Below are 22,381 nucleotides of genomic sequence, written 5' to 3'. Positions count from 1 at the left end.
TTTACCCACGACTTTTTACAACTCTGTTGTCATCCGACTTTTCAGCCAATGGCTTTGATATTCAGTGAATGAAAACTTTTAATTAATAGATATGAAGATCATCAAAAAATCTGACACGCTGACCCTGAAGAAAATGATGGAAATCCAAGACGCTGAAGACCAAAATCTTCAAGCTGATACCGTCAATTTTTCACCCCCTGTGGTTGATGAGCAACCAGTAGCGATTCCAGAGCCGAGAGAACCCGACTACATTCCATTGCGCGATAATCCCATAGTCCAATCTGTTGGCAATTCCGGCTGGCAAATTTCTGATATTTGGCGGGATATCCGCGTAGATGATTTTTGTAATTTTGGATAACTGTCAACTGTGCTTGTTGAAACTGCTATAAAGCTTTTAACGTATAGGTACTTTGTCAACCTCAAGACTTTAAGGTAATTCCGAATTTATCTTTGATTTTGACTTGGATTGATTGGATCTATGGGTGGTTTATTGTTTTACAATCTTCAACCATCTTTAGTCAAGTTAACTGTATTTCTGGTGTAATCGCCCGGCTCAAAGCTAGCAATTATTTACAATATCCATTCAATACTGTTTTGAGACAGCTTATGGCTTGGGAATCTTGCCTGTTAAAAGACGGGCGAGGTTCCTATGCTTGTTCTATTCCAAATAAAGGATTGCATAGTATAAATGCGTCTCCCGACTTTCAATACTATTGGATGTGACAGCGACCGCTCTAGCGTTACAGCTTCCTTCCAACCGCTTATGTATGTGTAATCGATGAATGCTTCTGTGGGGTTTAGATTCGTTGGATAGCCATAAAATAAAATCGGCTTTTGCTGGTTGTCTTCGGTTGACTAAGTTCTGGTCTGGTTTTCCTGATAGTTTGAAAGCTTATTGAGTTTATAATATTTTTTTTAAGAACTATTACACAAGCAACTCAGCCCTATGATTATTCTGATTCATAATGAAACTTTAGGGATTTAAGCCAGCCCGTTGAAAGATTGTGTGAGGGGTAATTTCCAATTCTGGTAGCAAATTATCAGTAATTACTTGATGAGATCGGTAAGTAATCGGCAAGGAAGATGGCGCAAATACAGTTACAGTTCTAGCTTTTGTATCAACCACCCAAACACGAGAAACGCCAGCATTCAAATAATCAGTTGCTTTTTCGGCAATTTCACCAAAAGTTTGACCAGGTGAAATGATTTCGATGACTAATTCAGGTGCAACAGGACAAGCTTCGTCTAATAGCCAATCAGCAGGAAGACGGTTATAAGAAATATAGGTCAGATCGTCCACAGGCATCCAATCTTGTTGATTTCGTGTTAGTTTAATTGCCCATTCAATCACAACCCGACCTTTTGCTTGTGCCCATGCAGACAATAGTATAAATAAAGCACCAGTAGTCGAGCTATGAAAAAATTTTGGTGACATTTCATTATCTTTATACTTGGGTACAGCTTCACCGTTAACAAACTCGTATGTAATATCTCCTTCGGGAAGTGCGAGAAATTCTTCTAGGGTTAGGCGTTGATTAGAAGACTGAACCATAGATATTATGTGGGTAAAAGATGCTTACTTTTAGTTTAGGCGATCGCAAATATTAGAGACTAAGCCTACTTATTCCTTATTTTCAGCATTTTCGACAGTGCTGATGGGGGATGTAAGCATATAAATTACATGAGTCAATATTATTCCTTATGGTCTTGAAGTGAACCAAGGCTTATGCAAAACTTGAGATCCTTCGCTTCTAGCCTACTTTTAAGGAATTGATCAATGGCGCGTCTAGCCCTGCTGAGTGTATCTAACAAAACTGGTATAATTGACCTAGCCCGTAGCTTGGTTGAAGAATTTGACTTTGATTTAATCAGCAGTGGGGGAACAGCCCAAGCACTCAAAGATGCAGGACTCCCTGTCACCAAAGTTGCAGATTACACAGGTTCACCAGAAATTTTAGGTGGTCGAGTCAAAACCCTACATCCCCGAATTCATGGCGGAATTTTGGCGCGGCGAGATGTTCCCCAAGATATTACAGATTTAGAAAATAACCAAATTCGCCCGATTGATTTAGTGGTGGTCAATTTATATCCTTTTGAGGAAACGATCGCTAAACCAGGGGTAACATTATTAGAAGCTGTTGAACAAATTGATATCGGTGGCCCTGCTATGTTACGGGCATCATCGAAAAACTTCGCCCATCTCGCTGTATTATGCGATCCGGCACAGTATGACGAGTATTTAGAGGAATTGCGCCAAAATAACGGCATAGCATCCCTAGAGTTTCGGCAAAAGGCAGCTTTAAAAGGATTTTCGCATACTGCTAGTTACGATCAAGCGATCGCATCTTATCTCGCAGATACACAGCAGTACACCCTTAGCGGCACACAATTGCAATCTCTGCGTTACGGCGAAAACCCTCATCAACCCGCCACCTGGTATCAAACTGGTACTACTCCAACGGGATGGACAGCCGCGACAAAACTGCAAGGCAAAGAACTTAGTTACAATAACTTAGTTGATTTAGAAGCTGCACGCCGAATTATTGCTGAATTCACAGATACCCCAGCCGCAACGATTATCAAACATACAAATCCCTGTGGTACGGCACTGGGAAGTACGATTTCCGAAGCTTATCAAAAAGCTTTTAATGCTGATTCTACTTCTGCCTTTGGTGGGATTGTCGCACTTAACCGTCCGATTGATGCGGCTACGGCTAGCGAGTTAACTAAAACATTTCTTGAATGTGTGGTTGCACCAAGTTGTGATGCCGAAGCTCAAGAAATCCTTGCCAAAAAATCTAACGTGCGGGTTTTGACTCTAGCTGATTTGAGCAACGGCCCTAAAGATACCGTAAAAGCGATCGCAGGTGGTTTTCTCGTCCAAACTAGCGATGATGTAATTGCTGATACTAGCCAATGGCAAGTTGTGACTGAACGCCAACCCACCGACAGCGAATTAGCCGAATTACTGTTTGCTTGGAAAGTTTGCAAACACGTGAAATCTAATGCCATTGTTGTAACTAGCGATCGCACTACAATAGGAGTAGGTGGTGGTCAAATGAACCGCGTCGGATCAGTTAAAATTGCCCTAGAACAAGCTGGAGAAAAAGCCAAAGGTGCAATACTCGCCAGCGATGGATTCTTCCCCTTCGATGATTCCGTGAGAACAGCCGCAGCCGCAGGAATTACAGCTATTGTCCAACCAGGGGGAAGTCTGCGCGATAAAGATTCAATCAAAGCTGCTAACGAACTGGGTTTGCTGATGGTCTTAACTGGTGTACGTCACTTTTTACACTAAATTATTGCTTACCAGATGTGCAGTTGAGAAAGTGTCATACAATATACTTTCTTTATAATTGAATTCGTGATATCTTCTACTTGTGTGTGAGGAGCAAGTTAAAAGTAAAAAGCGTTTGGGGTGGAAACACGGCAACACTCCCAAGCGCTTTTTAATTGGTCAGAAATTGGATTGCTTGTGCAGTTTTAAAAATGTCACTCAATATACTTGCCATTAAATAGAAGTAGTGATATGGTTTATTTGTGTGTGAGGAGCAAGTTGAGAATAAAAAATGCCTGGGGTGGAAACACGGCAACACTCCCAGGCATTTTTTAATTTGCATATAAAAATTGGATTGTTGGTACAGTTTTAAAAGTGTCACTGACTTTAATCGCCTTTTCATTGAACCAGTGATAGTATTTAGCTGTGTGAGGAGCAAGTTAAAAATAAAGAGCGCCTGGGGTGGAAACACGGCAACACTCCCAGGCGTTTTTTAATTGTTATGTAAAAACCAGCACTTGCAGATCCTCTGGAATTATTGAGATAATAAGCTACAGTCTAAAATCCAGTAAACCTCACACCAAATCAGAAATTCAGGTGCAAATCAATCGGCTGACTGAACAAATTCAATTCATCATCGAAATTGATCGATTGAAGCATATAATGCGGCAAACCCTACTTATGGATGGGTCACGCCGAGAAAATAGTGCAGAACACTCTTGGCATTTAGCTGTAATGGCGATCGCCTTAGTAGATTATGCCCCAGACGGTGTTGATATATTCCATGCCATCAAAATGCTGCTAATCCACGATTTGGTAGAAATTGATGCAGGTGACACCTTTTGTTACGATGTGCAGGGTAACGACAGCAAAGCAGTAAGAGAAGCACAAGCCGCATTGCGTTTATTCGGACTTTTGCCAGCAGACCAAGGTAGCGAGTTGCGTTCACTCTGGGATGAGTTTGAAGCAGGAGAAACACCCACCGCCAAATTTGCCGCAGCCTTAGACCGTATACAGCCTTTGCTGCATAATCAGCAAACTCAGGGTGGGACTTGGCGTATTTATGGCATTAGCCGCAATCAGGTGATGAAACGGGTTGCACCAGTAGAAACAGGTGCGCCGGAACTGTGGCCCTTTGTCCTGCAATTGATTGATGATTGTGTGACAGCAGGATATCTTAAAGATGATGCTGCCCTAATTACTCAAGATTTTCGCGCTGAGAATTGTTAGCTTTTTCATAAGCCTAAGTGTATAGGTTCTAAAATCGTTTCTTTAACCATTTCATCTATAGATTTTGGGTTGCGGAGGTGAACTCACAACCTTTTGCAATTGCTCTCCATTTTGTTGGAGATTAAGTGCAGTTCTATATTTGCAAAAGAGTCTACACTAAATGCCTGATTAAATACTTAAAAAGTGGGTGACGAGGGATTTGAACCCGCAACCAATAGATTAAGAGTCTACTGCTCTACCGTTGAGCTAGTCACCCACACGAATAACTATCATAGCACAACTTCTGAGAATTTAGCTAGTGATACGCCCAAAAAACGAATTAAAGGGGGAATTTAATGGTGAAGGTGGTTTGACCGGCTCCACTCTCTACATAAATTGAGCCGCCTAAATGTCTGACCATTTTCTGCACTAATGCTAATTCCAGTCCAGTGCCGCTGTGTTTCCAAGGATCGTGTTTGGAAAGGTGATAAAAAGGCTCAAAAATGCGTGACAGTTCATTGCTGGTAAGCTCTAGTCCAGAATTGCTAATATTAAGCTCTACTGCATCCCCTCTTAAGTGGGTAGAGACTGTGACTGATTCACCTGCTGGGGTATATTTGCAGACATGGTTGAGTAGTTCGGTGATAATCCTCTCCATATCTGTGATATCTGTCTCTAAAGGCGGGAGTGCGCTATCAAGACTCAGTTTTAACTGCTGTCGCTGACAGTTGGTGAGGTCTCGAAAAGACTCGATAATGGGCTGAAGCCAGCTTTGTAAGTCAATGGCAATCAATGTTGGGGGTTCGGGTTCTGCTTCGAGATATGTGAGTTTGAGTAGATCGTTAATTAACTTGCTTTCTCGCGCACACTCGTTATGCAGAATCTGCAAGAGTTGTGGAACTATTTCTATCTCTAATATTTCTGCTGGTGTTAAAACACTTTCGAGGGTTTGGACTGCAAGGCTGATGCTAGTTATTGGGGTTCGCAGTTCTTGAGAGAGATTTCGGAGAAATTGGTTTTTGAGCCGATCGCAATTTTCTAATTCTTTTACCTGTGTCTGGGTTTGTTGGTAAAGTTGAGCTTGGCGAATTGCGATCGCACATTCATTGGCAACCTGCTGCACTAACTCAATTTCAAATTCATCAAATGCCTCTTGTGATGGTCTTGTTAACCAAAGATTTCCCAAAATCCCTTGAGTATCGAAAATTGGACAAGCCATCTGGGACATAACCAACAACTTTGGTTGCCATCCAGGGGCAACTTCCAAAAATTGCAAAGGTTGTTTTTGCAATAAGGGTTGATAAACTTCCAGACGGTCTGTAATCTGTCTAGTCAGTTCTTGACACTGCGGTAGATTGTTGATGCTGTACTCGTAGGCAATAGTTACCAGGGTTTGACAGGGGCTATAGAGTTCAATTTGGCAACGTTCAAGGTTCAGTAACTCTGTTAATTCCTGAGTGGCAGTCTGCAACACCTGAGCTTCATCCAGATGATCGCGGATTTGTTCTGTCATCCGTCGCACCAAGGCTTCAAAGTTTCGTACCTGCTGCAACTGATTTTTGTGCTTCTGTTTTTGCAACTCCATCTTGGCTTTGAGATCCTTAAGCTGCTGACGAAGTTCTGCTTGTTGCACAGCAATGCCGATTTGAGTTGCCAGCTGTTTGAGTAAGCCAGTTTCTGCTTGCTGCCATTGACGCGATTCCTGGCAATGATGGGCAATCAATAGCCCCCACATATCTTGCTCTTGGAAAATCGGCACGACTACATTGGCTCTAATCTGCAAAGATGCCAGGAAATCTATATGGTAAGGATGCAAGTCTGCTGCATAAATATCCTCAACAACTTGAATGCAACCTTGCCCGTAGTTTTCTGGATTGCCACTAAAGCAGGGATCGATGATGTTTTTTCCCAATAGTGAATCGCTTGCAGCGACGCTTGCGGCAACAATTACCCCACTGCCATCAGGCTGGAAGCGATAAACTAGAATGCGATCGCAATTCAAAAATTGCCGCAGTTCAATTGTTGTCTGATGCAGAATTGTCTCTAATTCTACAGATTGGTGAATTCGTCCGGCGATCGCTTCTAGCAATTGCTCCCGTTCAACCTGGAGTCCGACTGCTTCTTGGGCTTGCTTCACAGGGGTGATATTGCTACTAGTACCAATCAGTCGATAAATCCGGGAGTTAACATCCCTTAGTGGCGTGAGAGTCGTACTCCACCAAGTAGTAACCCCCTGGAATTGCAAACATTGTTCGTAAGAAATAGTTTTACCAAATAGCACACAGTCAGCATAGTGCTGACGCACCCTCGCAGCATCGATGGGGGAGAGAATATCCTCTGGTTTTTTGCCTCGGAGATCATCTGAGCGAATGCCTATCCACCGCTCATGAGTGGGATTAAGTGCCACATACTGAAAATCTCCATCCTCTAGAACATCTACTACAAATATTGATGCCTGCACAGAATCGTACATGCTCAGTAGAAATTGCTCACTACTATTTTTCTCATCTACTTCCGTGCCAAAGATAATTTGAGGGGGCGATAATTTTGTCAACTCCATAGTTGATTCTGCTGGATTTTTATTCATGCGAGAGTCCCTTTCTGGTATTACTGACTCTTCTAGGCGCTCTCTTATCGTTATGCTTGTAGTAGATGCACTTTAGCGCCTATAGCAAAGTATTGTCAGCTGTTGCTCATCGAAATTTAAATCTTTCTCTACTTCTGGTCAGAAATCTAGGAAAGCTAATAGAAGTCAGCTTAACAAATCCTGCTTTTTGAAGGCGAAAATACATTTGCAGTTGAGGGCAAATCTAATGATTTTTTGAACAGTTTTCCAAGATTTTTGCATATACTTAAGTACAATTATCATACTATAACAATTAATTTTACAATTCTTAATAAAATTATTGGGCGAGGCTGGGTAATAGGAACTCACGACCGCAATTTATGAGCATTCATTCCGGTGAGGATACCAACTAGCAGCCAAGTGATAGCTAACCCCATAACTTCGCCTAAAAATAATTGCGTTAAGTGGTGCAAAATCATCCCCACAGCAGAACCCACGGGGACAGCAACAGCCCAACTTACCGAAGAGACAAATATCCATCGCCACGCCACAGGCTGGGGAATTGCTAACCATTGTGTCAATCCAATTCCCAAGCCGCCAAGTGCGCCATAAATGGCTCCCGACAGGATTCTCGAAGGAAGAATCTGAATGCTGGGTACAATCCAACCTACCGCACCAATACCGATCGCAGTGATGATACTCCAACCCAAAAGACTTGACAAAATCCACCTGATGCAAAATACAGGTTCTTTGAGAAGACAACCTTGAGGAAGTGCGATCGCAAATCCGCCGATAGCTGCTTCTACCACCCCAACATCTGGCTGATCGCCAACTTCAATAAAAAGTAAACTCAATAAAAAACCGCCACAAGTAGCGATAGTCCACAGCAGTGTAAAGCTAAATCTAGTATTTTTCGGCGCGAATGGCATCAAAGTTTTTTTGGTTTGAATTGTCTGACAGTTCTAGCATTAAACATCTCAAAAAAAGCTTTGCGTCGCTGTTGGGGCGATTCCGGTACAATGTAACCCCAGAGACTCTCCCAGTAGAAAAAGGACATACCATTAAAATTGCGATCGCGTACTGCTTGAACCTGTTCTCTAACTTGTGCCATTTTCACAGGATTACGCACCGTTCCTGTTGATATACCAATTTGTACAGGAATTAGACTTTGAGCCAATTTCACAGATGGTTGTTCTAATTGAGCGATAAAAGAGCTTTTATCATTTCGATAAACTTGCAAAATTAACTCATTAACTAAACCTTTCTTTACCCAATTCTCCCAGTCTTGCAAATAGTATTTGTAGGCAAAAGCTTGATAATTTGGAGATAGGGATATTTTGACTTTGGGTTTCACCGCCTTCACAGCTTGATAGAGTTCTGCCATGAAATCAGTAATTTTGTCTGCTCGCCAACGCATCCATTCTGAGTTAAAAGGGTCGATGGGAGGACTTTTACCTTTGTGTTCTTGCTGGTAAAGTTCAATCGTGAAGCGATCGTAGCCAAACTGTACAGGCATCCCAAAATGATCGTCAATCTGAATACCATCCACATCATAATCCCTGACTACTTCCAAAATTAGCCCTCGGATAAACTCTTGCACTTGCGGATGTAAGGGATTCAACCAAGCCAGCTTACTTACTAAACTATTATCAATTTCTTCTGGTGGTGCATCTTGGATAGACTTTAGACCTTCTTGTCCAATTGTTAACCAGTCGGGATAACGCCTTGCTAATTGTGAATAATGCGGTGTCATAAACCCATATTCAAACCAAGGAATGACTCTCAAATTTTTCCTTTTGGCAAGTGTCACTATCTTTGTTAAAACATCCTGTCCACCGTGCATGAAATTGAGAAAAGGTTGAGTATCTGAGCCTGTAGTCATTTCAGCTACAGCACTTTTATAAAAAGTATGTCCTCGGTTCCAAACTACAGGATAAATTGTATTAAAATTGAGGGACGATAATTGGTTTATAGCCCGATTAATACCCCAAGGGACAAATAGTACACCACTAGCAACATTAGTGAGCCAAACGCCGCGAATTTCTGTAGGTAAAGGAATTATTTTTTGGGAATAAACTGGGAGTGAAGAAACTGAAGAGAATGAAAAAACTGTTAAAGTGGCTACTAATCCCAAACACATTAAGTAAGAAACACAACGGCGAGCAACCCGATTCATTTGTAATCGTGACCTAGTGCGATCGGAATATATATAACTACAAAATAAAGTTGTAATCCTCCGGATTATGTAAAGAAATGATGATTAACAACTCAGAATTCAGAATGGGCTAAACGCCCCGCTACCGCTAACAGAATTCAGAAGTCAGGAGTCAGAATAGTTGAAAGCATACGGAGCCAGTTTTGGTTATGAATATACTTAACGATACCAAAACCTAATAAATTAGAATTCCAAATTCTAATTCTTACTCCTAATACCAATTTTTTATGAAGCTGCATATAATTCGATCCCCCCTAGCCCCCCTTAATAAGGCTACGGTGTACACACAAGTCTAATTACCCCCCTTAATCCCCCCTTGGAAAGGGGGGAAACAAGAAAATCTAGTTCCCTCCCCTTTCCAAGGGGAGGGTTAGGGTGGGGTAAAACCTTGTTTAATCAACTATTTCAAACTTGTGTGTACACCGTAGCTTAATAAGGGGGGAACCAGAAAAACATCTATCAAAGTCCCCCTTTTTAAGGGGGATTTAGGGGGATCAAGATATATGCAACTTCACATTAAACTGGTATAACTTCTAATTCTTAACTCCTGAATTCTGAATTCTTTCTTCTTAAAATCTTTCTACACCTTCAAATTGCTTGACAGCAGACGCATTTGCTGCTTCCCCACAAGTTCGTGGTGTGGGGAATATCTTTTCAGGATTTGCTAACCCTTTAGGATTAAAAACTTGTCGTACCCATTGCATAGTTTCTAAATCAACTGGGCTAAACATCTGTGGCATATAGCACTTTTTCTCCGCACCAATGCCATGTTCACCAGAAATACTGCCACCAACTTGGACACAAAGCTTGAGAATTTTTCCACCCATTTCTTCTACTTGCTCCAATGCTCCAGGCACAGAATTATCATAAAGAATTAATGGATGAAGATTGCCATCACCAGCATGAAATACATTAGCAACACGATAACCATATTGTTCACTTAATGCCTCAATTTCATGCAGAACATAAGGCAACTGAGTCCGGGGAATTACACCATCTTGCACATAATAATCTGGACTTAAATGCCCAGCCGCAGCAAAAGCAGCTTTACGTCCTTTCCATAATTTCAATCTGGTTTCTGGGTCACTAGCAGAAGTGACATTTCGCGCCCCATTCTTTTTACAAATTTCAGTCACTCGCTGCTTATTTCCTGCAACTTCCACTTCTAAACCGTCAATTTCGATTAGCAAAATAGCAGTAGCATCGCGGGGATAACAATTTGTGGCAACAACATCTTCAACTGCATTGATGCTGAAGTTATCCATCATTTCCATACCGCCAGGAATAATTCCAGCGCTGATGATATCAGAAACAGTTGCTCCGGCAGCTTCAATACTGGTAAAATCTGCCAACAGCACGCAAATTGATTCTGCACTTTTGAGAATTCGCAAAGTAATTTCTGTGGCAATTCCTAAAGTGCCTTCAGAACCAACAAACACACCCGTTAAATCATAACCAGGCATTTCGGGCATTTGTCCACCTAAATCGACAATTTCTCCTTCTGGTGTGACAATTTTTAATCCTAAAACGTGGTTAGTGGTGACACCATATTTAAGACAATGTACGCCACCAGAGTTTTCAGCAATATTCCCCCCAATAGAGCAGATAATTTGGCTAGATGGGTCAGGAGCGTAGTAAAAACCAGCACCACTAACGGCTTGTGTTACCCAACTATTAATCACGCCTGGTTGAACAATTGTGCGTTGATTTTCAAAATCAATGCTGATGATTTGCCGCATTAAGGAAGTGACAATCAAAACAGAGTCTTCCACTGGTAAAGCACCGCCAGATAGACCAGTGCCAGAACCGCGTGCGATGAAGGGGATAGAATATTGATTGCATATCTTTACCACTTGGGCAACTTGTTCTGTTGTTCTAGGTAATACCACCACAGCCGGGCGTTGGCGATAGCCAGTTAAACCATCACATTCATAAGTAATAAGTTCTTCGCGGCGTTGCACTACGCCATTTTTGCCAAGGACAACCTCGAATGCTTTGATAATAGGTTTCCAGTTGTGTTGTTTTTTATCTTGGGTCAGCATAGTTTTTAAAGTTAACTATAGTAACTTAGAGTTTAAAACAATACCCAAGTTTTTGATGGATTTGCCAATAGTTTTGAGCGGTTAACGACGTTTTAACCATTGCGACGTTCTTTCTTGCTTTACCGCTCTAGAACTTACTGAGCTTATTTTCCACTTGAAAAGCCTGATATTATCCATTCGTTACGACAGGTTGTCTATTTTTCACAACTGCTTATGTATTAGTCACAAAGACTTAAGTAAAACTTATTAATGATCTCCCAGTCATGATGTCAAAGTAGTGGTTTTAGATATGCCAAGTTTATAAATATATGTTCAAATACTTGAAATCAGTTTGAAAATAGCAAAGATTGACCATTCTTGCTCTATGGCATTGCTATATCTAAAAAAAATTAAAGATTTTATATCTACCTTAAGAAACAAAAATACAATTTGGTTTTATGTCTTCAGGTTTATGAAATCATGACAAACAATGCCTATAGTTGGGTCTTAGGTAGTCACATACCTAATTTCGTAAGTGAGGCTAACAATCATGTCATATCAAATCAACACATCTGAGTTGTTTGTTGAGTTATTTGACGAACAACAAGAGCTAGTCGCTGGAGGTGTAGACTCTCAGAGAAATGAGAGCAATTTCCGTAGAAGACTTACAAACTTAGACGGAACGAGTAGATCTGGTCCTCAAGGCAGCGAAGCCAACAGTAAAGGCTCGAATGACGCTATTCAAACATCGGCATTACAGAACTTACAATTAGGAGGTAATGCTTTTCCCGGAAATGTGCCTGCCTTGCCCGCTATACCAAGTCCGTTCGGCAATTAATTTGCAAAAATCAGCTATTACATCATATATAATCAGAGTATTTGACAAATTTAGGCAGAGAAAGAAAAGAAAGCAAAAAATAAAATGTTCAAAATATTTCTTGTAAATTTTGGTTTTTAATTTTTGCCTTTTCTGACTTCTCTTAGCTTAAATCTCAAACTTTGAACCGAGTAGCTGATTATTACAAAGATTAACTGTCTACTTTCACTAAACAGCACCACCCATTCTATTGTGGTGGTGCTGGATAATCTAGAAATTTTGAGTTTTACCTACTTAGCCGATAGATATTGTACATCTTCATCATCTATCAAAATCCTCGGCGAAAAGAGTATCAACGATAACATTGTGAGTTAAGGTTTTCAAGCATCTAAGAGTGAATCTATTTTTTGTAACACTTGTTTTTTTACTATCTTTATTACCTGACCAGAAATCCAATAAGTAATTTCAATACTTGCCTGTTATTTGACTCTGCACAGAAACCAAACATCCAGATTCAGGATGGAGTCTTGTAGTTAATACCAATTTTTTATGAAGCTGCATAGAATTCGATCCCCTCTAGCCCCCCTTAGTAAGGGCTACGGTGTACACACAAGTCAAATTACCCCCCTTAATCCCCCCTTGGAAAGGGGGGAAACAAGAGAATCTCGTTCCCTCCCCTTGTAAAGGGGAGGGTTAGGGTGGGGTAATTCGAGGACTGGTAGGATTCGATAACTTGTGTGTACACCGTAGCTTAATAAGGGGGGAACCGGAAAAACATCCATCAAATTCCCCCTTTTTAAGGGGGATTTAGGGGGATCAAGATATGTGCAACTTCACATTAAATTTGTATAAGATTGCTTTGTTTATAAGTAAAAAAGGGGGACAGAGGAGTTTATTGTAACTCGCTCAACGTAAGTGAGGACTTTGAGGGAGTTTGAGCGTTCTCCTCTGTATTCTTTACCGCGTTGCCCGCGTTTGAATCTTGAGAAAGATAAATTCGCTTATCTTGTCGTGCATATCTTTCTCTTCCCCTTTTACTAATTATAGACAATCGGAAAACATTATGCTGGAAATTTTTAGCAGTATATGTTACTTTTTCATTCTTTAATTTGGCAAACATTAACTTACAAGCCAAATCTGTGATTAGCTATCTGATTAATCTTGGCAAGATTAACATAGACTTTAGTTTTTGATTATGCCCTGTGGCATATTACCAAAGATATATTTTTTGTGGCATCTGATTTGCAATCAAGTTATGCAATATAAACCTCGTCTATCTTGAGAACCGTAGTTTTGTAGGTTGGGTGCAGCGATCGCGTAACCCAACATAAATCAGGTGGTAATGTTGGGTTGCGTTTCACTACACCCAACCTACATCAATAAATATATCTTTTAAAAAACTCTTGGTTTCAACATAGATGAGGTTTAATCAGCTTTGCAGCAAAAAAATTGGAGTTGATATTAAATAAATCTGACCTTTTGATGTATACATTTCAAAAAATTATGTAATATGGCGAACTTCTTAGTCCGCGAGGAAAACTATTTTGGAAATAGGTTTAATGAACCCAATCCAGAACAACTCCATGTAGTTGATGTTAACGAGTTTCTCCCCCATCTCAGCAAATGGACTAACATTGGCGGAGGAGTTTTACTCACTACCTTTGTGGCTGCGATCGCTCTTACATCTATTCTCAGTTACAATGTCACGGTCAAAGTTCCTGCAAGTATTCGACCTGTAGGAGAACTACGGGTTGTTCAGTCTGCTATGGCTGGAACCGTTCAAAACATTGATATTCAAGAAAATCAGGTGGTGACTCAGGGACAAGCGATCGCTCAAATTGATAATTCCCGCCTTCAGACTCAAAAGAGTCAACTAGAAAGTAGTATTCAGCAAGGTAAATTACAACAAAGTCAAATTGATGCTCAACTGGGTGAAATCGATGCTCAGATTGCAGCTCAGACAAACTTAACCAACCGCACAATTATTGCTGCACAAGCTGAATTAGATGGGACACAACGCAACTATCAAGATCAGCAAGTTAAGGCTGCGGCTGATATGACACAAGCACAAGCAGCTTTAATCTTAGCTAAAGTACAACGCGATCGCTTAGTACGGGAAAAAGTTTTAACGGCAACTGTACAAGAAGCAGAAGCAGCTTTGAAAGTAGCCAAGGTGCAGCGTGACCGATTGCAGCCGATAGTCGCATCGGGATCGGTTTCTCGCAATCTGTTTGAGGAAAAAGAACAAGCAGTTATATCTGCTCAGGCGAAGCTAGAAGAAGCTAAAGTTAGCGTTAAAAATCTTTTGGAGGACAAAGAACAAGCCCTAAATATCGCACAGACGAATTTAGAAAAAGCTAAAACCGCAATTAATGCCAGTAATGCGGCTGTAATAGTGGCATCTGAACGGATTAAGCAGGAACGGGCTAGAGGTGAGGCTACTTTAGCCGCTTTGAAAAAAGAACGAGAAACCTTACTCCAGCAACGCCTTGAACTCCAAAAGCAACTCGCTAGCAGCAGCAAAGATTTGCAACAGGTTCAAACCGACTTGAATTTGAGTGTGATTCGATCGCCAATCGCCGGAACACTGTTGCAATTGAATCTTCGCAACCCAGGACAAGTAGTACAACCAAGTGAAGCGATCGCTCAGATTGCTCCTCTCAATGCTTCTTTAGTAGTTAAAGCTCGTGTGCCGGCTCAAGATATTGACAAGGTAAAAGCAGGCCAAAAAGTTCAGATGCAAGTTTCTGCTTGTCCCTATCCAGACTACGGCACTCTCAAAGGAACTGTCAAAACAGTTGCACCAGATGCTTTACCTGTAAAAAGCAATGTCAATTCAGGTGTAGCCCAAGCCCAGGTAGTTGCTTATGAAGTAACTATTGAGCCACAAACTTCATATTTGAGTAGAAGCGATCGCCAGTGTCATCTGAAAGCGGGTATGGAAGGTAGGGCTGATATAATTTCCCGCCGAGAAACGGTGCTTCAGTTCATTCTCCGCAAAGCCAGATTCATCACAAATTTTTAATCACTAATTTAATAGGTCTGTAACCATGTTCGATCTATTCAAACTCCATAAAAATTACCAGTGTGTTTTGCAGTTGAGTGAAGAAGACTGTGGAGCCGCCAGTCTTGCTTCAATTTCTAAACATTACGGACGTTTTTTAAGCATTAATCGCAGTCGAGATGCCGTTGGGACTGGACAGCTAGGAACAACTTTGCTGGGTTTAAAGCGTGGATCTGAGACTCTGGGTTTTAATGCCAGGGCAGTGAAAGCTTCACCTGCGATCATAGATAGAATCACAGAAATCAATCTGCCCGCAATTATTCATTGGCGGGGTTATCATTGGGTTGTTTTATACACCAAGCGCGGCAATAAGTACGTTATTGCCGATCCAGCTGTGGGTATCCGTTATGTTAACCGAGAAGAGTTAACAGAAGCTTGGAATGGGGTGATGCTCTTACTAGAGCCAGATCCAGACCGCTTTTTTGAACAGCCCGCAGAAGAAGCAAAAGGTGGCTTAAGTCGCTTTTTAGTACGCATCTTGCCTTATCGTGGATTGCTAACTCAGGTTTTAACGATCAATATTGTCTTAGGTCTGTTGGCTCTAGGTACTCCCGTCTTGATCCAACTGCTTACAGACGATGTACTTGTGCGTGGAGATACCCAGTTACTCACTGTTGTAATCTCAGCCGTTGTAGTTATGAGCTTATTCGGCAGTACTTTGCAACTATTGCAAGCGATTATGATTGCTCATTTTGGGCAGCGATTGCAATTAGGATTAGTCTTGGAATTTGGGCGAAAAATTCTCCAATTGCCTTTAAATTACTACGAAGCCCGTCGTAGTGGTGAAATCACTAGCCGTCTGCGAGATATCAACGACATCAACCAGTTGGTATCGCAAATTGTAGTTCTTTTACCTAGCCAGTTTTTTGTTGCCGTGGTTTCTTTTTGCTTGATGCTGTTTTACAGCTGGAAACTGACAATGGCAGTCATCGTTTTTGCTGGGTTAATTACCCTCTCGACCCTACCTTTTTTGCCCATTCTCCAACAAAAAACCCGCAGTCTCTTAGTTTTAGGCACGGAAAATCAAGGTGTTTTGGTGGAAACATTTAAGGGCGCACAGGTAATCAAAACTACAAATGCCGCTCCGCAATTTTGGGATGAATTTCAAAGCCGCTTTGGTCGCCTTGCTAACTTGACTTTTAGTACTATCCAAATCGGTATTATCAACGGTACTATTAGCAAACTTATAGCTAGCCTTGGTGGTGTGATTTTACTTGGTCTAGGAAGTATCTTGGTGATTAATGGGGAATTAAGCATTGGTCAAATGCTGGCTTTTAACGCCCTACAGTTCAATGTTCTGGCTTTAATTAACTCAGTGGTTGGCTTAGTAGATGAATATTTTCGCTCTCAAACAGCAATTTCTCGCCTTCTAGAAGTTATCGATGCGACACCAGAAGTAGTCGGAGGAAGCCAAAAGCCAGTTGTTCAAATTTCTAGTGATGCAGACATTCGCTGTTCCCATGTCCAATTTCACCACGCTGGCAGAGTTGACTTATTAGAGGATTTTTCTCTCAAACTTCCTGGAGGGAAAGCGATCGCTTTGATTGGTAAGTCAGGTTGTGGTAAAAGTACTTTAGCGAAAGTGATTGCAGGCTTATATCAGCCTAACTCTGGCAATATCCGCATTGGTTTCTATAACATCAACGACCTTTCCCTAGATTGTTTGCGACAACAAGTAGTCTATGTACCCCAAGAACCTCATTTTTGGAGTCGCTCAATTTTAGAAAACTTCCGTTTAGGAACACCTTATATTTCCTTTGAAGAAATTGTCAAAGCTTGTCAGATAGCTGATGCAGATGAGTTTATCAGCCAACTTCCGAATCAGTATCAAACAGTTTTAGGGGAATTTGGGGCGAATCTCTCTGGTGGACAAAGACAACGATTAGCGATCGCTAGAGGCATCCTTACCAATCCACCTGTACTGATTTTAGACGAAGCAACCGCCGGACTCGACCCAGTCAGTGAATCTCACGTATTAGACAGGCTTTTGGAATACCGAGAAGGCAAAACTACTATTTTGATTACCCATCGTCCCAGCGTAATTAATCGAGCCGATTGGATTGTACTACTAGATAAAGGTCAGGTACAAATACAAGGTGATATTGAGACTTTCCTCTCTCAGCAAGGAGAGCATTTAAAGTTTTTATCAATGTAAAAAATAGTCTTTGTATGAGCAAATAAAACTATGTCTGAAAATGCCAAATTCCACAATTATGAATGGCTCAGGGATTTGTCTGAAGAAGAACAGGAAACCCTAGCTGCTGGGCAAATCACAAATACACCTGGTGGAAGTAACTTTTTTATCCAGCAAACTAATATCCAAACTGCGGCAGACAATACATTAAATCTTGTAAGTGGTGATGTTTCTTCACAAAAAACTAGATATAGGTTGTCACAATTTACTATTGGGTCTTCCATAACGTTTGGTTTACCAAACTTTAGTTTAGGAGAGGATAAAATGAAAAATTTAATTGCCAATATCTTAAATAGTATCTTCTCATAAATTTTAGCTTTTGGAAAAGAAATCTCCTAGACGTAGAGGTACAATTGCTCGTGCCTCTACATTTTTTAATAAAACCTATACAGTTCAATTTTTAACTTTTTAAATCAGAGTTAAACTTGAGCAAATTATCAATATTTAGTGCAGTTTTGCCAATATAAAATATAAAACTATTTTTTAGTTTCTATTTAAATTTTCATGAGTCAAAAGGAATATTTCTGTTATTATTATTTCTAACCTAAGAATAATTTAAACTGTCAGGAAATAATTACTATTAAAAATATAGGTGAATAACACCTATGTTAGTAAGTGAGGTAAAAAATTATGTCAAATCAAATTACCATGTCTGATTTGCTTGTCGACTTATCTACAGAGCAACAACAGCTTCTAGCTGGTGGACAAAATTCTGGTGGACAAAATGGCAATGAAGGAGACTCAGGTGATGAAAATTCAGGTGATGAAGGAGCGGGTGGTGAAGAGCCTTCTTTCAGTGGTGGAGGAACATCCCCCCGTGGTAACCGATTCTTTATTCGTGGTATCGTGAGTCTCCGTAAAATCCCACGTTTGTCCTAAACTTTGCAATTCGTGGGGGAAAGAAAGGCTCATATAATTATCTCAAGATCAATTCAATTTTGAGAAAGAATTTGAGCAGTCTCCTATAACCAGACAAGGGGCTTAAGCCCCTTGTTAAAGATAGGTAAACTCCGCTTACTTCAGATCAAAATAGTTTTACACTACAGCTTTTTCTGTATCAATCAAGGCACTAGCCATCCTTCTGCACAGTACAAAAGTGAGGCAAACAATTATGTCATTTCAATCCATCCAATCCGATTTGCTTGTCGAGCTATCCATAGAGCAACAGGAGCTTTTAGCTGGAGGTAACGTCCGCAGGTGGGACGGCAGTTGGCCTCATAGAGGGGGCTGCGGTTGTCCTCATAGAGGAGGCAGCGGTTGTCCTCATAGAAGGGGCGGCGGTTGGCCCTGGTAGTAAGTAAACCTATTTAACTTGCACTTTTTGCCGTCTGAAATGCTTGCAACAAGGCTTTCCACTCCCAATGCTAAAAAACCAACAGATGACAAGAAATATGCCGGAGTTTGCAAGTCAGGGCAGAACAAGTGCGTACCTCTGTATTTTGCGTTTTAGACTAAGCTTGAAAGACGAAAAAGCCCGTTTTAACGGGCTTTTATCATATACTAATTCTCTGTAAACTTGCACTTAATAATTACTCTTTTACCGCTACCAGATGTATTCTCTACATAGTTTGTGTCTGTGGCAAGCAATAAAAGCTTTCAACTGAATCTCACACTGCCGATCGCTCCCAAATCCAATCAAGTAAAATCGGATTGACTAACTCTGGTGCTTCATCTTGGGGACAATGCCCAACTCCTTCTAAAGGAATAAACTTTTGTACCTGTGGGAAATTAGCTAATTCTCTACCTAACTTAATTGGTTCCCACGGATCGGCCGTTCCCCACAAGATAATTGCAGGACAAGGTAGCAGCGGTAAAAGGTCTTCTGGTAGAGGCCCTGTAGAATAAGAAGTGAAGGCAAGGAAAACAGCTACAGCACCCGGATCGCTTGCTGGTGAAGTGAGAATATCCACCAACTCATCTGTCACCATCTCAGGATTCGCATAAGCTTTTAGTAAAATCTTCCGCACTGTTTTCGGTTTGGCAAGTTGATTGAAAAAGAAATCGCCAACTGGTTTGATAGAAAGCAAGCGTTGCAGTAAAGGCGCTCCGACACGACGAGTCCAAGGTAAAGTTACCCGTTTGCGATCGTGCAAAAGCCGTAAAGAACAGTTGAGCAATGCAACTCCCAAGGCAATATCTGGGTTGCTAACAGCTGCTTGCATGGCTACAATACAGCCAATAGAATTTCCGACTAAAAAAGCAGGTTCGCCGACAACTTCACGGCAAAAATCTGCTACTTGTTGTCCCCATGTTTCTAGAGTGTAGGTAATTTTTCCACCAGGTTGAGGTTTTGCAGAAGCGCCAAAACCAATCAAATCAATAGCATAAACTCGGCAATTTTGTGCTAGCACGGGAATATTTTTCCGCCAATGCCACCAAGAAGCGCCAAATCCATGCACGAGGACAACAGGCGGCCCAGTGGTTCCTTGGGTTTGATAGCAGATAGGGAAATCTTGCCAAATCCAGGTTTTTGTAGAGGTAAATGCTGTTTTTGAACTTGAGGTTGTCATAGGAAATTTGATGAATACAAGGGTAAAAGCTCGTCAGCAGCAAGGCGTAAGTAAAATTATTTTGAATTTGAATAAAATTTATCAGATTTTCAAATAAAATTCTTTGGTCTAGTGATAACTTAGACATACACTAGAAAAGCTTCTAGGCTGATAGTTTTATCCGGTAGAGAGTTTTTATCTTGTTGATAGAGGTAATTTCCTCACAACTTAGATTATGTCAGCATTAGGAATCATCACTTCTATAATGTGAGTAATATTTTTGCCATTTTTTTAGATGTGAGTGAATTAGCATCAGTGCTAGATTCAGTAGATTCACAATTTACGATCGCTATTTTGGTCTATAACATTGTCAGAATATGAGGCATCGGCTAAGGGGTGGTTTGCAACTGGAAACTGACGCTGAATTTAACAACATTTTTCTTGTTCCTAGTTCTGCGAGCCAGACAATATGAATATACTAGAAACAATCGATACTCCCATCGGGAGCTATGCACCCGATTTTGAACTGCCAGGAATTGACGGTCAAGTACACCATCTCAGGCGTTATCTTGAGAAGTTCCGAGCAGTGGGCGTTATTTCCATGTGTAACCACTGTCCTTATGTAGAGCGGTATATAGACAGGTTAAAAAAGATTCAAGCCAAATTTGCCCCCAAAGGCTTCACACTAATTGGGATGAATGGTAGTGATGGAAATCACGAAACTAGGACAAGCTTTGAAAATATGAAAGCTTTTGCCGAGCGTCACAATTTGAACTTTCCTTACCTGTGGGACTCGACGCAAGATGTAACCCAAAGTTTTGGTGCTACGAAAACACCAATGGCCTTTTTAATAGATGCCAATGGTATAGTCCGCTACAAAGGCAAAATTGACAATCATCCCCAAGATGCATCAGCAGTGGGAGAAGAATATTTAAGAACTGCGATCGCCTCTCTATTTCTTGGTCAGGCAATAGATGTACCACAAACAGAACCAGTAGGTACTACATTGATTTGGCGTAACTAGACATAGATAGTCCCTGTAACTGCTATCTTAAATTGGAGGCAATTGCAACTTTTTTGATAAAGCGTAACTTCATGGGAACGAATTACCGACGGGTTTTACTCAAACTGAGCGGTGAAGCCTTAATGGGCAACATGGGCTATGGCATTGATCCAGAAGTGGTCAAAGGAATAGCGCAAGAGGTAGCAGAGGTGATAGCCACTGGCGTTCAAATGGCCATCGTTGTTGGCGGCGGCAATATTTTTCGTGGCGTGAAAGCAGCGTCGGCGGGGATGGACAGGGCAACCGCTGACTATATTGGGATGATTGCCACGGTAATGAACGCCATGACGTTGCAAGATTCGCTAGAACACATAGGGGTGCAGACGCGGGTGCAAACTGCGATCGCTATGCAAGAATTAGCAGAACCATATATCCGTCGTCGTGCCATCCGTCATCTTGAAAAAGGGCGGGTGGTAATTTTTGGGGCTGGTTCTGGAAATCCCTTCTTTACTACTGATACTACTGCGGCACTCAGAGCAGCAGAAATTGATGCGGAAGTGATTTTTAAAGCCACCAAAGTAGACGGGGTATATGATGCTGATCCTGAGATTTATCCTAACGCCAAGCGTTACAATAGCCTTACCTACGCGCACGTTTTAGCCAAAGATTTGCGGGTGATGGATAGTACTGCGATCGCCTTGTGTAAAGAAAATAATATCCCAATTCTGGTATTTGACCTAACGGTGCGAGGTAACATCCACCGGGCAGTCTTGGGAGAATCCATCGGTACCCTTGTGGGAGGTTCTTGTGATATTAGCTGACGCGAAAAGCAAAATGCAAAGTTCTGTTGAGTCAACTCAACGAGCTTTTAACACGATCCGCACTGGTCGTGCCAATGCGAGTCTATTAGATAAGGTATTAGTGGACTATTACGGTTCGCCTACACCCTTAAAATCACTGGCAAATATTAGCACGCCAGATGCTTCGACAATTCTAATTCAACCCTACGAGCGCAACACCCTAAACATTATTGAGAAGGCGATTTCTCTTTCTGATGTGGGTTTAACCCCCAGCAATGATGGTTCTGTAATTCGGCTGAATATTCCGCCTTTGACAAGCGATCGCCGAAAAGAATTCGTCAAAATGGCTACTAAGTACGCTGAAGAGGGTCGTGTTGCTATTCGCAACATCCGCCGCGATGCCATAGACTCGATTCGCAAGCAGGAGAAAGCTTCTGAAATCTCCAAAGATGAATCAAAAGATCATCAAGACGACTTGCAAAAACTCACAAACGAGTATACAGCCAAAATAGACGCGCTCTTGGCAGAAAAAGAAAAAGACATTACGACTGTTTAAAGTCTAAAGTCTGAAGCATAAAGGCTGAAGAATGATACTTAAATTCTTCAGCCTTTATCATTTCTTAAGTATCTAGCAAAAATTAATCAAGTAAGTGGGTGTGAATAATAAAATTAGGGGCAATTATTAAACAATTTGTAATTCATAGTTATGTTTTGTGACGGGAATTT

General features: G+C 41.2%; 18 protein-coding genes and 1 tRNA gene. 12 read left to right on the top strand and 7 right to left on the bottom strand.

Annotation, left to right across the window (positions count from 1 at the left end):
- Positions 1-91: 91 nt before the first annotated feature.
- On the top strand, positions 92-358 hold the full coding sequence (locus H6G86_RS29750; protein WP_175586497.1) for a hypothetical protein: 267 nt from the start codon (positions 92-94) through the stop codon (positions 356-358).
- A 615-nt stretch (positions 359-973) separates the two neighbouring features.
- Here the strand turns inward: H6G86_RS29750 and H6G86_RS29745 are convergent.
- Positions 974-1,552 (bottom strand): Uma2 family endonuclease, encoded by a 579-nt coding sequence (locus tag H6G86_RS29745; protein WP_190937320.1) that lies wholly within the window; start codon positions 1,550-1,552, stop codon positions 974-976.
- A 225-nt stretch (positions 1,553-1,777) separates the two neighbouring features.
- Here H6G86_RS29745 and purH point away from each other — a divergent pair, with 225 nt between their 5' ends.
- Both purH and H6G86_RS29735 read left to right on the top strand, forming a co-directional pair.
- The gene (gene purH, locus H6G86_RS29740; RefSeq protein WP_190937319.1) at positions 1,778-3,298 is read left to right on the top strand and encodes a bifunctional phosphoribosylaminoimidazolecarboxamide formyltransferase/IMP cyclohydrolase; all 1,521 of its coding nucleotides are present in this window, start codon (positions 1,778-1,780) and stop codon (positions 3,296-3,298) included.
- A 576-nt stretch (positions 3,299-3,874) separates the two neighbouring features.
- Entirely contained in the window at positions 3,875-4,507 is a 633-nt protein-coding gene (locus H6G86_RS29735; protein WP_190937318.1) for an HD domain-containing protein, read from the top strand.
- Positions 4,508-4,691: 184 nt separating this feature from the next.
- Here H6G86_RS29735 and H6G86_RS29730 read toward each other — a convergent pair.
- The 5 genes from H6G86_RS29730 to glcD all read right to left on the bottom strand — a co-directional run bounded on the left by H6G86_RS29730 (position 4,692) and on the right by glcD (position 11,309).
- Positions 4,692-4,763: transfer RNA gene (locus tag H6G86_RS29730), tRNA-Lys, on the bottom strand.
- Between the two features lie 63 nt (positions 4,764-4,826).
- Positions 4,827-7,073: a sensor histidine kinase gene (locus H6G86_RS29725; protein ID WP_190937317.1), complete on the bottom strand. Its 2,247-nt coding sequence runs from the start codon at positions 7,071-7,073 to the stop codon at positions 4,827-4,829.
- A 344-nt stretch (positions 7,074-7,417) separates the two neighbouring features.
- The gene (locus tag H6G86_RS29720; protein WP_190937316.1) at positions 7,418-7,981 is read right to left on the bottom strand and encodes a hypothetical protein; all 564 of its coding nucleotides are present in this window, start codon (positions 7,979-7,981) and stop codon (positions 7,418-7,420) included.
- The gene (locus tag H6G86_RS29715; RefSeq protein ID WP_190937315.1) at positions 7,981-9,228 is read right to left on the bottom strand and encodes a glycoside hydrolase family 10-like protein; all 1,248 of its coding nucleotides are present in this window, start codon (positions 9,226-9,228) and stop codon (positions 7,981-7,983) included. The genes H6G86_RS29720 and H6G86_RS29715 overlap by 1 nt, the downstream gene beginning before the upstream one ends.
- 608 nt (positions 9,229-9,836) lie before the next feature.
- Positions 9,837-11,309, bottom strand: coding sequence for a glycolate oxidase subunit GlcD (glcD, locus tag H6G86_RS29710; protein ID WP_190937314.1), 1,473 nt, complete (start codon positions 11,307-11,309; stop codon positions 9,837-9,839).
- Positions 11,310-11,823: 514 nt separating this feature from the next.
- On the opposite strand from glcD, the gene H6G86_RS29705 reads away from it, so the two are divergent.
- The 6 genes from H6G86_RS29705 (at position 11,824) to H6G86_RS38415 (ending at position 18,657) form a co-directional block, all read left to right on the top strand.
- The gene (locus H6G86_RS29705; protein WP_313931488.1) at positions 11,824-12,126 is read left to right on the top strand and encodes a CTB family bacteriocin; all 303 of its coding nucleotides are present in this window, start codon (positions 11,824-11,826) and stop codon (positions 12,124-12,126) included.
- Between the two features lie 1,489 nt (positions 12,127-13,615).
- Positions 13,616-15,130 (top strand): HlyD family secretion protein, encoded by a 1,515-nt coding sequence (locus H6G86_RS29700; protein WP_190937313.1) that lies wholly within the window; start codon positions 13,616-13,618, stop codon positions 15,128-15,130.
- A gap of 25 nt (positions 15,131-15,155) precedes the next feature.
- The gene (locus H6G86_RS29695; RefSeq protein WP_190937312.1) at positions 15,156-17,324 is read left to right on the top strand and encodes a peptidase domain-containing ABC transporter; all 2,169 of its coding nucleotides are present in this window, start codon (positions 15,156-15,158) and stop codon (positions 17,322-17,324) included.
- A 30-nt stretch (positions 17,325-17,354) separates the two neighbouring features.
- On the top strand, positions 17,355-17,672 hold the full coding sequence (locus H6G86_RS29690; protein WP_190937311.1) for a hypothetical protein: 318 nt from the start codon (positions 17,355-17,357) through the stop codon (positions 17,670-17,672).
- Positions 17,673-17,993: 321 nt separating this feature from the next.
- On the top strand, positions 17,994-18,242 hold the full coding sequence (locus tag H6G86_RS29685) for a hypothetical protein (protein ID WP_190937310.1): 249 nt from the start codon (positions 17,994-17,996) through the stop codon (positions 18,240-18,242).
- Between the two features lie 232 nt (positions 18,243-18,474).
- Positions 18,475-18,657 carry a hypothetical protein gene (locus H6G86_RS38415; RefSeq protein ID WP_206758451.1) on the top strand — a complete coding sequence of 61 codons (183 nt, stop codon included), beginning with the start codon at positions 18,475-18,477 and terminating at the stop codon, positions 18,655-18,657.
- A gap of 313 nt (positions 18,658-18,970) precedes the next feature.
- Here the strand turns inward: H6G86_RS38415 and H6G86_RS29680 are convergent, their stop codons facing one another.
- Positions 18,971-19,873 (bottom strand): alpha/beta fold hydrolase, encoded by a 903-nt coding sequence (locus H6G86_RS29680; protein ID WP_190937309.1) that lies wholly within the window; start codon positions 19,871-19,873, stop codon positions 18,971-18,973.
- A 448-nt stretch (positions 19,874-20,321) separates the two neighbouring features.
- On the opposite strand from H6G86_RS29680, the gene H6G86_RS29675 reads away from it, so the two are divergent.
- The 3 genes from H6G86_RS29675 to frr all read left to right on the top strand — a co-directional run bounded on the left by H6G86_RS29675 (position 20,322) and on the right by frr (position 22,211).
- Entirely contained in the window at positions 20,322-20,876 is a 555-nt protein-coding gene (locus H6G86_RS29675) for a thioredoxin family protein (RefSeq protein ID WP_190937308.1), read from the top strand.
- Between the two features lie 71 nt (positions 20,877-20,947).
- Complete coding sequence (gene pyrH / locus H6G86_RS29670; RefSeq protein WP_012412364.1) at positions 20,948-21,676, top strand: UMP kinase; 729 nt, start codon at positions 20,948-20,950, stop codon at positions 21,674-21,676.
- Positions 21,663-22,211: a ribosome recycling factor gene (gene frr, locus H6G86_RS29665; RefSeq protein ID WP_114083542.1), complete on the top strand. Its 549-nt coding sequence runs from the start codon at positions 21,663-21,665 to the stop codon at positions 22,209-22,211. The genes pyrH and frr overlap by 14 nt, the downstream gene beginning before the upstream one ends.
- The last annotated feature ends 170 nt before the right edge of the window (positions 22,212-22,381 follow it).

It is taken from the genome of Nostoc sp. FACHB-133, assembly GCF_014698055.1.
Classification (GTDB): domain Bacteria; phylum Cyanobacteriota; class Cyanobacteriia; order Cyanobacteriales; family Nostocaceae; genus Nostoc.
This window is presented reverse-complemented; position numbering and strand designations above follow the sequence as displayed.

Excerpts from the sequence above, each read along its gene's own strand:
- H6G86_RS29750 (WP_175586497.1), top strand. The coding sequence starts at position 92 with ATGAAGATCATCAAAAAATCTGACACGCTGACCCTGAAGAAAATGATG.
- H6G86_RS29745 (WP_190937320.1), bottom strand. The coding sequence starts at position 1,552 with ATGGTTCAGTCTTCTAATCAACGCCTAACCCTAGAAGAATTTCTCGCA.
- purH (WP_190937319.1), top strand. The coding sequence starts at position 1,778 with ATGGCGCGTCTAGCCCTGCTGAGTGTATCTAACAAAACTGGTATAATT.
- H6G86_RS29725 (WP_190937317.1), bottom strand. The coding sequence starts at position 7,073 with ATGAATAAAAATCCAGCAGAATCAACTATGGAGTTGACAAAATTATCG.
- H6G86_RS29720 (WP_190937316.1), bottom strand. The coding sequence starts at position 7,981 with ATGCCATTCGCGCCGAAAAATACTAGATTTAGCTTTACACTGCTGTGG.
- H6G86_RS29715 (WP_190937315.1), bottom strand. The coding sequence starts at position 9,228 with ATGAATCGGGTTGCTCGCCGTTGTGTTTCTTACTTAATGTGTTTGGGA.
- glcD (WP_190937314.1), bottom strand. The coding sequence starts at position 11,309 with ATGCTGACCCAAGATAAAAAACAACACAACTGGAAACCTATTATCAAA.
- H6G86_RS29700 (WP_190937313.1), top strand. The coding sequence starts at position 13,616 with ATGGCGAACTTCTTAGTCCGCGAGGAAAACTATTTTGGAAATAGGTTT.
- H6G86_RS29695 (WP_190937312.1), top strand. The coding sequence starts at position 15,156 with ATGTTCGATCTATTCAAACTCCATAAAAATTACCAGTGTGTTTTGCAG.
- H6G86_RS29690 (WP_190937311.1), top strand. The coding sequence starts at position 17,355 with ATGTCTGAAAATGCCAAATTCCACAATTATGAATGGCTCAGGGATTTG.
- H6G86_RS29685 (WP_190937310.1), top strand. The coding sequence starts at position 17,994 with ATGTCAAATCAAATTACCATGTCTGATTTGCTTGTCGACTTATCTACA.
- H6G86_RS38415 (WP_206758451.1), top strand. The coding sequence starts at position 18,475 with ATGTCATTTCAATCCATCCAATCCGATTTGCTTGTCGAGCTATCCATA.
- H6G86_RS29680 (WP_190937309.1), bottom strand. The coding sequence starts at position 19,873 with ATGACAACCTCAAGTTCAAAAACAGCATTTACCTCTACAAAAACCTGG.
- H6G86_RS29675 (WP_190937308.1), top strand. The coding sequence starts at position 20,322 with ATGAATATACTAGAAACAATCGATACTCCCATCGGGAGCTATGCACCC.
- pyrH (WP_012412364.1), top strand. The coding sequence starts at position 20,948 with ATGGGAACGAATTACCGACGGGTTTTACTCAAACTGAGCGGTGAAGCC.